This is a genomic window from Desulfovibrio sp. Huiquan2017, assembly GCF_017351175.1.
GTDB lineage: Bacteria > Desulfobacterota > Desulfovibrionia > Desulfovibrionales > Desulfovibrionaceae > Pseudodesulfovibrio.
Window position 1 is genome coordinate 196,955 of sequence record NZ_JAFMPN010000002.1, and the last position, 13,143, is coordinate 210,097.

At 62.3% G+C, this 13,143-nt stretch carries 10 protein-coding genes; 3 read left to right on the plus strand and 7 right to left on the minus strand.

What is annotated here, in order from left to right; translation table 11 throughout:
- Positions 1–8 precede the first annotated feature (8 nt).
- The 4 genes from J0909_RS02535 to J0909_RS02550 all read right to left on the minus strand — a co-directional run bounded on the left by J0909_RS02535 (position 9) and on the right by J0909_RS02550 (position 6,665).
- Positions 9–2,447 (minus strand): DMSO/selenate family reductase complex A subunit, encoded by a 2,439-nt coding sequence (locus J0909_RS02535; RefSeq protein ID WP_207260214.1) that lies wholly within the window; start codon positions 2,445–2,447, stop codon positions 9–11.
- A gap of 193 nt (positions 2,448–2,640) precedes the next feature.
- The gene (locus tag J0909_RS02540; RefSeq protein WP_207260215.1) at positions 2,641–4,077 is read right to left on the minus strand and encodes a sigma-54-dependent transcriptional regulator; all 1,437 of its coding nucleotides are present in this window, start codon (positions 4,075–4,077) and stop codon (positions 2,641–2,643) included.
- A gap of 12 nt (positions 4,078–4,089) precedes the next feature.
- A complete protein-coding gene (locus J0909_RS02545) occupies positions 4,090–6,279 on the minus strand; it encodes an ATP-binding protein (protein ID WP_207260217.1) in 2,190 nt (729 codons plus the stop codon).
- The gene (locus J0909_RS02550) at positions 6,234–6,665 is read right to left on the minus strand and encodes a transporter substrate-binding domain-containing protein (RefSeq protein WP_207260218.1); all 432 of its coding nucleotides are present in this window, start codon (positions 6,663–6,665) and stop codon (positions 6,234–6,236) included. Before J0909_RS02550 ends, J0909_RS02545 begins: the two co-directional genes overlap by 46 nt.
- Positions 6,666–7,080: 415 nt before the next feature.
- Between J0909_RS02550 and J0909_RS02555 the strand changes: the two genes are divergently transcribed.
- Complete coding sequence (locus J0909_RS02555; protein ID WP_207260220.1) at positions 7,081–7,446, plus strand: hypothetical protein; 366 nt, start codon at positions 7,081–7,083, stop codon at positions 7,444–7,446.
- A 117-nt stretch (positions 7,447–7,563) separates the two neighbouring features.
- On the plus strand, positions 7,564–7,689 hold the full coding sequence (locus J0909_RS18335) for a hypothetical protein (RefSeq protein WP_286181702.1): 126 nt from the start codon (positions 7,564–7,566) through the stop codon (positions 7,687–7,689).
- A 183-nt stretch (positions 7,690–7,872) separates the two neighbouring features.
- Here J0909_RS18335 and J0909_RS02560 read toward each other — a convergent pair whose 3' ends face one another.
- A complete protein-coding gene (locus J0909_RS02560; protein ID WP_207260302.1) occupies positions 7,873–10,593 on the minus strand; it encodes a molybdopterin-dependent aldehyde oxidoreductase in 2,721 nt (906 codons plus the stop codon).
- A 40-nt stretch (positions 10,594–10,633) separates the two neighbouring features.
- Positions 10,634–11,656 carry a molybdopterin-binding protein gene (locus J0909_RS02565; RefSeq protein ID WP_207260221.1) on the minus strand — a complete coding sequence of 341 codons (1,023 nt, stop codon included), beginning with the start codon at positions 11,654–11,656 and terminating at the stop codon, positions 10,634–10,636.
- Positions 11,657–12,026: 370 nt separating this feature from the next.
- Here J0909_RS02565 and J0909_RS02570 point away from each other — a divergent pair, with 370 nt between their 5' ends.
- Positions 12,027–12,221 (plus strand): hypothetical protein, encoded by a 195-nt coding sequence (locus tag J0909_RS02570; protein WP_207260222.1) that lies wholly within the window; start codon positions 12,027–12,029, stop codon positions 12,219–12,221.
- Here the strand turns inward: J0909_RS02570 and J0909_RS02575 are convergent.
- On the minus strand, positions 12,218–13,048 hold the full coding sequence (locus J0909_RS02575; protein ID WP_207260223.1) for a hypothetical protein: 831 nt from the start codon (positions 13,046–13,048) through the stop codon (positions 12,218–12,220). The genes J0909_RS02570 and J0909_RS02575 overlap by 4 nt on opposite strands.
- Positions 13,049–13,143 lie beyond the last annotated feature (95 nt).

Consider the following 13,143-nt stretch of genomic DNA (forward strand, 5'->3'; position numbering starts at 1 on the left):
ACTTCTCCTTAAGCCTTCACGACTTCGACGAGGTTGGTGTGCTGGGGATTGCCTTTGGAGAGCGGGCTGGGACGCTGCGAGGTCAGCATGTTCACGCAGCCGCCGTGGTCCGCCCCGTCGGCACCGGGCGTGAACCAGGCTCCCTGGGGCAGGCTGAGGACGCCGGGCATGATGCGCATGGTCACCTTCGCCGGGATGAAGACCGTGCCCCGGTCGTTGAACACCTTCACCATTTCGCCATGCTTGATGCCGCGTCTTTCCGCATCCAGCGGGTTGATCCAGAGCTCCTGCGGAGCGACCTGCTTCAACCAGTCCACGTTGCCATAGGTGGAGTGCGTGCGCTGCTTGTAATGGTGGCCGATCAACTGGAGGGGGAAGTCCTTCCGCTTGGGGTCGCCGACGCCTTCCCAGGTGGCCAGGTATTCCGGCAGCGCCGGAATGCGGTCGCCCTTGGCCAATTTCCAGGTTTGTCCGATGTCCCACAGCTTCTTGCTGAAGAGTTCAATCTTGCCGGAAGGCGTGGGCAGCGGGTTGGCTTCGGGGTCTTCCCGGAACGCCCGGTAGGGCACGGGGGTCGGACCCTCGATCTTTTCCTTGTACACGCCGACCTTGAAGGCGTCTTCGATCGTGGGGGGCAAGGTCGGAAGGTTCGCTCGGGAATCTTCGTAGATCTTGCGCAGCCATTGGTCGCGCGTCCGCCCCTCGGTGAAGGCCTGTTCCACGCCCATGCGCTTGGCCACGCCGGCGCAGATGTCGTACACGGAACGCGATTCGAAGAAGGGCTCGACCGCCTTCTGGGCGAAGATGACGTACTTGAGGTACGCGCTCTTCCCGCCGTTGGCGAAGTCATCCTCTTCCAGGTTTGCGGTCCCGGGGAGCAGGATGTCGGCGTAGCGGGCGCTGGAGGTCAGGAAGTTGTCGATGACCACGATGGTCTCGCACTTGCTTTCATCTTCCAGGATGCGCCGGGTGGTGGTGATGTCGGAGTGCTGGTTGATGATGCAGTTGCCCGCGAAGTTCCAGATGAACTTGATGGGTACTTCCAGCTTGTCGCGGCCGCGCACGCCGTCGGCCAGGGCCGTCATCTCGGGGCCGCGCTCGATGGCGTCGGTCCACATGAAGACGGAAATGGCCGTGGAAACGGGGTTCTTCAGCGTGGGGAACGCGCTGAACTTTACCGCGCTGTCGCCTTCACGGGCTCCGGTGTTGCCGCCCTGGATGCCCACGTTGCCGGTGAGAACGGCCAGGGCGCAGATGGCGAGCGAGGTGTGTTCGCCGTTGGCGTGGCGCTGGGAGCCCCATCCCTGGACGATGAAGCACGGCTTGGCTCCGGCGATCTCGCGGGCCAGCTTGATGATCCGTTCCTTGGGAATGCCGGTGATGGACGCGGCCCATTCGGGCGTCTTGGGCGTGCCGTCGGGGCCGGTGCCCATGATGTATGATTTGTAGGAATTGCCGGCCGGAACGCCTTCGGGCATGGAGTCCTCGGAGAATCCCACCGTGTACCGCTTGATGAAGTCTTCGTCCGCCAGGCCCTCGCTGATCATGACGTAGGCGAGGCCGCTGACCAGGGCGGCGTCCGTGCCGGGATGGATGGGAATCCATTCGTCGGCGGCGGCCGCGGCGGTGTCGGTGTGCCTGGGATCAATGACGATGACGCGGGTGTTTCCCTTTTTCTTGGCTTCGAGCAGATCGTATACGGTGCCGCCGCCACTCATGCGTGTCCCGGCCGGGTTGTTGCCGAAGAAGACCGCGAGTTGGGCTTGGGAGACGTCGTTGATGTGGTTGCCATTGACCCAGCCCCCGCCGTACATGTAAGGCAGGGATACGGATATTTGCGACGTGCTGTAGGTACCGTAGTGATTGAGGTACCCGCCCATACAGTTCATGAGCCGGGCCACCGGACTGGTGGACGGCGGCCAGGACTTGGACAGTACGGCACCCAGGTTGCCGGTGGCGTAGCTGAGATAGACGGCTTCGTTGCCGTATTCATCAAGGGTCTTCTTCAGCCGCTTGGCGATCTCGTCAAAGGCTTCGTCCCAGGAAATGCGCTCGAACTTGCCTTCGCCGCGCTTGCCCACGCGCTTCATGGGGTATTTCAGCCGGTCCGGGGCGTACAGGCGGCGGCGCATGGAGCGGCCGCGCAGGCAAGCCCGGATCTCATGCAGGCCATAGGTCTCGTCGCCGCCGTTGTCCGTCTCGATGCGGGTGAGTACGCCGTCGGTGACATGGGCGCGCAGCAGGCACCGGCTGCCGCAGTTGACGTTGCATGACGTCCAGACGGTCTTTTCGTCCTTGGTGGCCTCGCCGTTTGCTTGTTTCAGTCCGTAGAAGAGCCCTCCGCCGGATACGGCGGCTATACTGCCCAGCATGGCGCCCCATTTGAGGACGCTCCGTCGCTTGACGCTGCCGAATGCGGGGGCGTCGGTTGTCTTTTCCTTGTTCATTAATACTCCCTGCTTCTTTCAAGAGTAACAACATTCACAAACTGCCGGTTACTTAACAACAATCATGCCAATGTCTTTGTCTTGAAGAAACAGATGGTTGCGGATTCGTTGCATGGGCGTGGCCCGCTTATCCCGCTTGCGTGGGAAGGATTCCGTGCACTTGTTGCGGAATGTCCGGAAAAAGTGGAATGGGTCAATCCTTTTCCAGGCCGTACTTTCGCAGTTGCGCGTACAGGCGGCTTTTGCCCAGCCCGGAGAGCCGGGATGCCTGCTTGATGTTGCCGTCGCACGCTTCGAAGAGCCGAGTGAAATAGCGCTGCTCCGCCCGGGTCAGCACCTCCTGCCGGAACGACTTGTAGGGCAATATCTCTCCGTCCGCCTGGATTGCGTTGTCGATCTCCGTTTCATCGGGGGCGTCGGCAAGGCATGCCGAGCCGCCGTCGTTTCTGGACATGGACTCCTTGAGTATGCGGATGCGCAGTTGCTCGGGAAGGTTGTGGACGTACAGCTCGGGCATCTCGTAGGCGTTGGCCACGGAACTCTCCAGGACGTTGCCCAGTTCCCTGACGTTGCCCGGCCAGTCGTAGGCCGTGAAGACGTCCACGACCTCGCAGGTGAGCGTCTTGGGCGGCACGCCGTATCCGGCGCAGATGCGCCGGATGACACATTCGGCGAGCTCCTTGATGTCATCCCGCCGGTCGCGCAGCGGCGGCAGTTCGATGACCATGGCCCCCAGGCGGTACAAGAGGTCCTGTCGAAAGAGGCCGCCGTCAACCATTGTTCCAAGATTGCGGTGGGTTGCGGCTACCATACGGAAATCGCTTTCTTCCTCGTGATTGGCCCCCACCGGACGGTACCGCCGTTCCTGGAGGACGCGCAGCAGCCTTTTTTGCAGGTCGAGCGACATCTCGCCGATTTCGTCCAGGAAGAGCGTTCCCTTGTCGGCCTTGAGGACCAGGCCCTGGCTGGGTCTGTCGGCACCGGTGAAGGCCCCCTTGACGTGGCCGAAGAGGGTGCTTTCCAACAAGGTGGCCGGAATGGCCGCGCAATCGACCACGATGAAGGGGCCGGAGGACCGGCGGCTGTTGTTGTGCAGCGCCTTGGCGAAGAGCTCCTTGCCGGTGCCGGTTTCGCCGGTGATCAGGACGCTTGCTTCACTCCGGGCGGCCGAGGCGAGTTTCTCCAGGGCGTTGGTGATGGCCGGGCTGGTTCCGACGATGCCACACCGGTCGAAGGTGTCGGGCAGCTTGGCGTGCTTGCGTAGCGTGTCCCTGTATTTCAGGACCCGTTGCAGGGGGAGCAGAATCTTCTTGGGGGACAGGGGTTTTTGCAGGTAATCCCAGGCGCCGTTGCGGATGGCCAGTTCCGCGCCGTCCGGGTCGCCGAGGCCGGTCAGTATGATGACCTCGGGCGGAAGTTGCCGTTGCCGCAAGGTCGGAAGAATGCTGAGTCCGTTGGCGTCGGGCAGTCGGATGTCCAGAAAGACGACGTCGAAATCCCCGCCTTCGGCCTTGGCTACGCCGTCCCGGGCGGTCAGGGCGAAATCGGCTTCATGGCCGATGTTTCTTACGAGTTCCGCCAGGGCTTCGCAGGTCGGTTGGTCGTCGTCGATGATCAGTACGTTTGCCATGGGTTTCCTCTGTTAACGCTGGTTGCTGTTGAACAGGCCGTCGCCCGGGCCGAGGAACCGGCTGACGGCCGTGGCCAGGCTGCGCAGCTCGACGGGCTTGTTCAGAAAGGTTTCGATGCCGATCGCCTTGGCGTCTTGCTCGCCGAAGGTGTGGCTGTACCCCGTGCACAGGATGATCGGGAGGTCGGGACGGATGGCGAGAATCTGTTTCGCCAGCTTGTCTCCCTGCAGGCCGGGCATGTTGTAGTCGGTGATGACCAGGTCGAAGCCGTCGGGGGAGGCCTCGAACATGGCGAGCGCCTTCCGGCTGTCGGTGACGGGGTGGACCTTGTAGCCGAGGCTCGTCAGCAGTTCGCTGTAGGATTCGGCTAATTCGTCCTCGTCGTCAACGAAGAGGATCGTGCCCGTCCCGCCGGGAAGTTTGCGCCGCAGGACCTGGCCGGGCAGGTCGAACGGCTCGTCGGCGCGCGACGGGATGTAGATGCGGAATGTCGTTCCCTTGTTTTCGGTCGAGTTCATCCAGACGAATCCGCCCCACGCCTTGACGATGCCCTGGACCACGGCCAGGCCCAGTCCTGTGCCCTGCCCCAGGGTCTTGGTGGTGAAGAAGGGGTCGAAGATCCGTTCCTGGATGCTTTCGGGGATGCCCTTGCCCGTGTCGCTCACCGTGAGGCAGAGGCAGTTGCCGCTCCGCATGCCCTTGCCGTCCTCTCCGGCCGGCGGTTCGGCCATGTTCAGGCTGATGGAGAGGGTGCCGCCGTTGTCTTCCATGGCGTGAGCCGAGTTGGTGCACAGGTTCATGATGACCTGGTGGACCTGGGTCGGGTCGGCCCGCACGGGCGGTTCCGGCTTGCCGATCTCGTATTCGATGTTGATCGAGGCCGGGAGGGACGCCTTCAGGAATTTTACCGCCTCCTTGATGATCGGACTTATGTTGATGAGCCGCGCTTCTTCGCTGCCCCGGCTGGTGAAGCTCAATATCTGGCTGACCAGGTCCCGTCCCCTGTAGGCGGCGGTCAGAATGGCCCGCGTCTTGGACTTCAGCGCCTGGTTGCCGTCGATGTGGAAGAGTTCGATCATCTCGCCGTTGGCCACGATGACGCCGAGCAGGTTGTTGAAGTCGTGGGCGATGCCGCCCGCGAGGGTGCCGAGGGCTTCCATCCGCTGCACCCGTTGGAGCTGGCGCTCCTTGTCGTGCAGCGAGATTTCCGTGCGTTTCCGCTGGAGCGCCTCGTCGAACGCGAAGAGGACCTCGGTCAACAGGGAGATCTCGTTGTCCGTATACTCCCGGCGCGAACGCAGGACGGTGATCACCGGCTGGTTCGCGCTGGAATCAGCCTTGAGGGGAACCGCCACGATCTGTTTGGCCTCGTTCTCGATGGACACCCGGACGTGACGCCCCGCTTCGAGCTCCGCGACCTGTTCCGGCGTCAATTCGACCGAATCGTCGTCGTGCTCGGTCGTGTCTTCGACGAAGTCGTCGCCGGAAATGGAGAGAATGCGCGTCATGACCCGGTCCTTGTGGATCAGGCACAGGGAGGTCTGGTCGCTTGCGGACATGGTTTTGGCCTCGGCCAGGCAGCGGAACATGACCTCCTGCGCGGTCCGGCAGTCCAGGGACCCGAGCAGGACCTTGTTGATGGAGCTCAAGGTCAGGGTCCGCTGGTTGACCTGCCGTTTGAGGCTTCGGTTCCAGAACAGGATCAGCACGATGCTGCCGAAGATGACGCCGCAGACCGCGAATACGGAGAACCAGAACGTTCGGCTGGCCCAGAAGGGGCGGTATTGGAGCGACAGCCATTCCTCTTCCGCGACCTGCCGTTCATGCGGCAGGACGAGACTCAACCCCTTGCGCAGGATGTTGCCGAGCATGGGCGCGTCCTTGCGCGAGGCGATGCGCAGTTCGATGGAGTAGTTGGTGATGCCCGCGATGCGCAGGTTGCTGATGCGGGCGTTGGCGATGTAGCGCGAGGCCAGGGCCATGTCGCAGATCAGGGCGTCCACGTCGCCCACCGCCAGCGACCGGAGGCCGCCGATGTAGCCGCCCACCATAGGGACGATGGTGTAGCCCCCGTCGGGGTAGCGTTCGTGCAGGTACTTGGTGAAGTGGTCGGAGACGGTGACGCCTATGCGCATGCCGGAGAGTTTGTCCAGCGTCAGGTCCTCGGTGAACTCCTTGCGGCAGATGATGGCGGCGGGCACGCTGATGTACGGCTGCGTGAAATCCAGATCCTCGCGGAGCTGGGGGTCATCTCCAAGGCGGCCATCACCTGGACCTCTCCCGACAGGAGCGCCTTGAGGGTCTCCTGGCGATTGCGGAAACGCACGGGCTTGAATTCGAGCCCCGTCTTTTCGCTGATGAGGCTGATGAAGTCGGCGCTCAACCCCTGGTACGAGCCGTTGAGGTCGAAGGTCTCGTAGGGCGGGTAGTGCAGGCCCACGCCGACCTTCACGCCGTCCGGGTGGTCCTTGACCCATCGGCGTTCTTCGGGGGTGAGCGGGCTCTCGCCTTCGAGGAGGGCACATCCCGCCAGGATCGCGAAGGCCAGCAGGGCGAGAAGAATGGCGGTCGGGCGTCGCATTGTCATGAATAGCTCTCTCAGTTTCTTTTCCCGCTGGATTTACAATAAGCATACCATGTTGGGCGGACAGAAATATTCTTTGTGTACGAATGGATATGTCTTTTCAGCATGGAGTGAAGGCATTTGTTTCCACTGAAGTTGGACGATCCTTCCCGAATTCGCCAGTATTTTTTCCGATTTTTTTGGAATTGGCGGGTGCCGCCCTGGGGGCCCGGCGATATCCGTGCACGTTCAGGATTGATGTCCCCCGGAGTTCGAGGCCGCAGACCTTGTGTTTGTGACAGCGCACGGAGACCGAAAGAGTTCGTTTGCAGGGCGCCCGGACTCATGGTACCTCTGCCCGGCGACAACCTGGGCGACGGGAAGATAACCGTGGCCCGTCCCTGCGCGACGAACCGTAAATGGAATACAGGCCGGACCGGTGACAACCAAGACCCGCAACATCTCGCGATTGATCGTTTTCCTGCTGTTGGCATTGTGGCTGATGCCGATGGACAGCGGCGGCTTCGTTGACGACAGGCGGGGGTTGGACCATGGCTCCAGCTTTCTTTATTCCTCCCTCGGATGCGCCGGAGCGGAGGCTGGTCTCGTCGAGACGCCTCAGCGGACGCGCGTCGTGGTTCTCGAACAAAAACATGTTGCCGCCTTGAGTCCCGGCAAATTCTCCATTGAGTTCGTCAGGGCCGCGGCATTCCTGTCCAAGGAACCCGTCAAAGGTTTCATCCCGCATTTCGCACGCCGGTCGATACCGACCCGAGCACCTCCGTTTGCCATAATCGAATTATAGATTTGGCTGATGCCACCAAGGCCGTTGTCGTCTTGGGTGGGCTTATTACTCGTTGTAAAACAGAGGTTCTCTTGCCATATGTCCAATCTTGCATCTTCCCGTGCGGAAAAGTCGTCTTTGTCGGTGTCTGAAATCGATTGTACCCCCAAGCAGTACTCCTTCAAGGAGCTGTTCATCATAGGATTGAAGTTCGCCCTCTGCACCGCGATCTTTCTCCTGCCCATTTGGTTCATCGAATCGTAAGCGATACCAGAACGATCGCCCCTTGGTGGAGATTCCTTCGCCAGGGGCGATGTTTCCCGCTCCAGGGCCTTTCCGCCGGACGGTGCCGATTGGCAAACGCGGCCGGAAGGGTTGCCGGGCGGGAGAGATAGCGGGCGGCCCCGGAATTTCCGGGGCCGCCCTTGCTGTTGTGATGGGGGGGGGCTACAGGGCCTTGAGGCCCGCCAGCACCTTTTCGGGATAGGCGGGCAATTCGCGGATGCGCACGCCGCAGGCGTTGTAGATGGCGTTGATGATCGCCGGGTGCGGGCCGCACAGCGGGACCTCGCCCACGCCGGAAGCGCCGAAGGGGCCGTCGGGGCGCGGGGATTCGACGTAGATGATCTCCATGTCGTCCGGGACGTCCTTGATGTAGGGGATGCCCGCGCCGGCCATGGTGGAGTGCTTCTTGATGTCCTCGTAGTCCTCGGTCAGGGCCAGGCCGATGCCCTGGGCCAGGCCGCCGTAGATCTGGCCGTCCACCACCAGGTAGTTGTTGACCGTGCCCACGTCGGCCACCATGGTCATCTTTTCCACCGTGGTCTTGCCGGTGGCCACGTCCACGGCCACCTCGGCCAGGAACACGCCGTACATGTAGCAGCAGAAGGGATTGCCCTGGCCGTTCTCGTCGCAGTCGTTGGCGGGCGCCGTGAACTTGCCGTTGTAGCGCAGCTCCAGTTTCTCGGCCACCATCTCGTCATAGGTGCGGAAGGAGCCGTCGGGCTTTTTCATGGCCGCCACCAACTGGTCGCAGGCGTTCTTGGTGGCCCCGCCGACCATGACCTGGGAGCGGCTGCCCCCGGCCGGGCCCGCGTTGGGCGCCAGGCTGGAATCGCCCATGACCAGGCGAATCTGGTTCGGGCCGAGGTTCAGCGGGCGCAAGGCCTCGTGAGCCGTGCCCAGGGTGCCCATGTCCGCGCCCTGGCCGTGGTCGCCCCAGCAGGAGTAGATGGTCACGGTGCCGTCCGCGTTGAGTTCGGAATCCACCTCGGCGGTGTCCGGGCCGTCCAGGCCGGAGCCGTAGATGCCGAGGGCCACGCCCACGCCGCGTTTGACCTCGGCGGTGGAGTTGGCGGCGGCCTTCTTCTTGGCCTCTTCGTACTTGGGCCGCGCGATGTCGATCATCTCGGGCAGGGAATAGACCTCCGGATCCTGGCCGGTGGGCGTGGTGGAACCCTCCCGGTAGACGTTCCTGTAACGCAGTTCCAGCGGGTCCATGCCCAGCTTTTCGGCCAGTTCGTCCATCAGCACCTCGGAGGGGAATTCCGCCTCTGGGCCGCCGTAGCCACGGAAGGCCGCACCCCAGCAGTGGTTGGTGCAGACGGTGCGTCCCTCGCCACGGATGGCCGGGATGTTGTAGCCCGCTCCGATGAATTGAGCGCCGCGCAGGGTCAGCAGGTCGCCGAATTCGGAATAGGGGCCGTGATCCACGGTCCAGTCGGATTCCAGGCCGAGCAATTGGCCGTCCTTGGTGGCGGCCATGCGCACGGTGGTGAATTGCGGGGAGCGTTTGCCGGTGTAGGTCTGCTGTTGATACCAGTTGTAGCGCATGAAGACCGGGTGCCCGGTGGCCAGGGTCGCCGCGCCGACCAGGGCCTCCATGGTGGGCGAGAACTTGTAGCCGAAGGTGCCGCCCGTGGGGTTCTGCACCAGAGCCATGTTCTCGGGCTCCACGCCCAGGCCGGGGGCGATCATGAACAGATGCAGATGCACGCCGATGGACTTTGAGTGGATGAACAGCTTGCCGTTCTCATCCGTGTAGGCGAATCCGACGTCCGGCTCGATGGGCATGTGCGGCTGGCGTTGGGTGTAGTAGTCGCCTTCCAGGACCACGTCGGCCTTGTCGAAAATGGGCGCGGTGTCTTCGCCCTTGGCCACTTTCTGGGTGTAGTAGACGTTGGGCGTGCCGGGGTGGATCTCGATGGCGTCGTCGGACATGGCCGCTTGGGCGCTCATGTACTCGGGCAGTTGTTCCAGCTCCACCTTGACCTTGGCCACGGCGTCGTGGGCGTGGTCCTCGGTGTCGGCGCAGACGATGGCGATGGCGTCGCCATATTGGAAGACCTTCTCATCGCACAGGATGGGACGGTCCCAGCCGTCGCCCTTGTTGCTCGGGAAGGTAATCAGGCCGGTGATGCGGTTTTTGCCCTTGATGTCCTTGTGGGTGACGACCTTGTACACGCCGGGCATCTTCTCGGCTTCGGTCACGTCGATGGATTTGATGTTCGCGTGGGAGACCTCGGCCTGGACCAGGGCGCAATGCAGGGTGTCGTCGGGCAGCTTGAGCCCGAGGTCCGCACCGAAGTCCCAGGTGCCGGTGACCTTGGCCACGGCCGAGGGGCGCGGGTACTTGGTGCCCCAGATGCGGCCGTCCTCGGGAAGCTTGAATTCCAGGTCGGAGAAGGGCCGGTCGCCGCGCATGACTTCGGCGGCGGCCATCACGGCGTCCACCAGGGGTTTGTAGCCGGTGCACCGGCAGACATTGCGGTACTTCTGGAACCAGTCGCGGACCTCGGCGCGCGTGGGAGCGGGGTTGCTCTCCAGCAGGGCGTAGGTCGAAACAATAAAGCCGGGCGTGCAGAACCCGCACTGGGCGGCGCCGTGGACCATCCAGGCCATCTGGATGGGGTGCAGCGTCTGGGGCGTGCCAATGCCTTCCAGGGTGGTGATCACCGCGCCCTCGGGGACGCGGCCCATTTTGCGGGTGCAGGAACGTACCAGTTTGCCGTCGAGAATGATGCTGCAGGAGCCGCATTGCCCCTGCCCGCAACCTATCTTGACGCTCGTCAATCCAAGGCTTTTTCGGAGGACGTCCGCCAGCAGGTCGGTGGATCTGGCCACCACCATGCGGCTGACGCCGTTTACCATCAGTGTCTTCTTCATCAGCTTCTCCTCGGTCCGGGGTTGGCGATTGGCGTCCGACCAATCAATCGTGTTTGCCAAAGGAACAAAGCGGATAGCGGCAGGTGTCGCATCCGGCGCAGAATCCGCCATGCCCCAAGGAAATGATGTCCGAGCGCGTGACCCGTTGTCCGGACAACAGCCGGGGCACCACGAGATCGAAGATGGAAGCCCGGTAGTACATGACGCAACCGGGCAGCCCCAGGATGGGGATGTCGTCGAGATAGGCCAGCAGGAACATGGCGCCGGGGAAGGTGGGCGACCCGTACGTCACCACATGGGCGCCGGTGGCCCGTATGCCCGCCGGGGTCTGGTCGTCCGGGTCCACGGACATGCCGCCGGTGACCATGATCATGTCGGCCCCGTCGGCAACAAAGCGCAGGATGGCGTCGCGGGTCGCCTCGACCTCGTCGCCGACAAAGGTCTGGCCCATGGCCTTCGATCCCAGGAGGCCGAGCTTTTTGTTGAGCACCGGGCCGAACTTGTCCTTGATGCGGCCGTGGAAGATTTCGCTGCCGGTGGTTACGATGCCCACGGACTTGGATTGCAGCGGCCGGACCTGGATGACCGGATAATTGGCGGCACAGATGGTCTCCACGCGTTCGATCTTCTTTTCGTCCACGATGAGGGGCACCACGCGAGTCCCGGCCACGTCGCGCGGGGCGGTGAAGGTTGTGCCGCTGTGCATGGTGGCCAGTACGATCTCTTCGATGGCGTTGATTTCGTAGAGGGCCTCGACGTTGATGTCGAGCAGGCCTGGAGCGGCGGTCATGTTCACGCGGCCCTCGCATACGGAAGACAGGGTCAGCCCGGGGCCGGCGGCGGCCTTGGCGATGCGCAGGGCGGCCTCGTCCTCGTGGATCTTGCCTGGGGGCATGTCCAGTACGTAAATGTGCTCCTTGCCGATCCGCAGCAGGGCGGGGATGTCGCTTTCGGCGATCACGTGTCCCTTGCGGAAGGCGGGGCCCTTATATTCGTCCGGGACGATGCGCGTCATGTCGTGACAGAGCACCATGCCCACGGCGTTTTCAACCGGAACCACCTTCATGTCCAAGACTCCTTTAGCTGTATCTTGACTATTGACCTGGCTCAAAAAATAGAATATAAAATTCGATTTAAATTTTTTTAAATTTTCCAAAAAGAAAAAATACAAACTAACTACCTGTTTTATATGTTTATTTTGTCTATTTGATAAAAATTTCACATGAATTTTGCGTTTGACGCCGTTTCAGACCTGCGTTAGGCCGGACTTGTGGACACCGCGTGAGCGGTGTCGGCGGGGCCGATGACAGGCAGGCGGGTATGGGTATCGATAGCCGCCTGTCACCGGGCCCACTCAACAGTTAATGCGCCGTGCCGCAGGCTGGTCGTGTCGGAGCGCCGCCTGGGCCCTGGGCGTGAAAACAATCGGAGCTAATATGAAGATAGCTATTGAAATCAACGTGTTCGGAGAGAATATTTCCAAGGTCGTGGAATACCCGGGTACCCCGGCGAGCCAGGGCGAAGTCATTCAGTGGCTCATGAGCCAGACCGACTACAAGTGGGCCGACTATGAGCACGCTCCCCAGGCGGACCGGCTGCTGTACAACTACCGGGAAGGTTCCATCAACTAAACTCCGCATCGACCCTCCCCGTCCGCTCGGGTATTGCGGCTGATCTCGAGCCCCCCTTCGCCCAGGCGCAGTCGGTAACGTCTTACCGACAAGCTCAGGCGATCCAGGGACTCCGCCACCCGGATCGGGACGGCATTGGCATTGCCCGAGAGGGCGGGGAGCCCCGCAAAGGGGATGCAGATATGGTCGCTGTAGTGCATCACGCCGTGCAGCCAGCGATCCATGGATTCCTTCGGCAGCCGGAAGCGCTCCTGGACAAACCCCTGGAGGTTGTCCACGCATTGCAGCGAACGGAGTATCTCCGGGTTCAGTTCAATGAGGCAGTATCCGGCCTTGTCGTCGAACAAGGCCTTCTGAATGGGTTGCAGGTAGCAGGTGAACCTCCCGTCGCGGATTTTGATGCGGCCTGATTCCAGCCTGCGCAGTGATTCGGTCACTCGGCGTTTGTCAACAACTCCCGCCCTTTTGAGCACTTCCCTTGTCAGATCCCTAAGGTCCATCTTGCGGGCGCAGGGAGCTGAGGATTTTTGCGCGGGGAACCGTGCTGCGCAGGCCAGAAAAACGTCCTGGTCGAACTGGTCGAGCCGCACGCCGGTGTAGCGAAGGGTGCGGTGTGTGCAGGTCGACTGGATGGGATAGTCGCGCACATGCGTCCGGCGCCGTACGTACTGCCCCTGGAACAATTCGGAAGCGAAAAACAACTCCGGCGGCAAACTGAGAAATGCGCACTCCTTCTGCGTGAGGACGTCGGCTCCGCTGCCGTTTCCGGAGCCCGGGGTCCAGTCCCGTCCCATCCATCCATCCACCAGTGTGTCGTCGTCGTACATCCGTGCATCTCCTCTATCGCTTGACAGGCTGAGCCGTTTCGGGCCCGGACGCGCGCCGGAGGTGTGGCCCGGGGCGGTTGCCGCCGCCCCGGACC

What these genes read in the sequence shown, in the direction of transcription:
- J0909_RS02535 (WP_207260214.1), bottom strand. Translation starts at nt 2,447, where the DNA reads ATGAACAAGGAAAAGACAACCGACGCCCCCGCATTCGGCAGCGTCAAG.
- J0909_RS02540 (WP_207260215.1), bottom strand. Translation starts at nt 4,077, where the DNA reads ATGGCAAACGTACTGATCATCGACGACGACCAACCGACCTGCGAAGCC.
- J0909_RS02550 (WP_207260218.1), bottom strand. Translation starts at nt 6,665, where the DNA reads ATGACAATGCGACGCCCGACCGCCATTCTTCTCGCCCTGCTGGCCTTC.
- J0909_RS02565 (WP_207260221.1), bottom strand. Translation starts at nt 11,656, where the DNA reads ATGAAGGTGGTTCCGGTTGAAAACGCCGTGGGCATGGTGCTCTGTCAC.
- J0909_RS02570 (WP_207260222.1), top strand. Translation starts at nt 12,027, where the DNA reads ATGAAGATAGCTATTGAAATCAACGTGTTCGGAGAGAATATTTCCAAG.
- J0909_RS02575 (WP_207260223.1), bottom strand. Translation starts at nt 13,048, where the DNA reads ATGTACGACGACGACACACTGGTGGATGGATGGATGGGACGGGACTGG.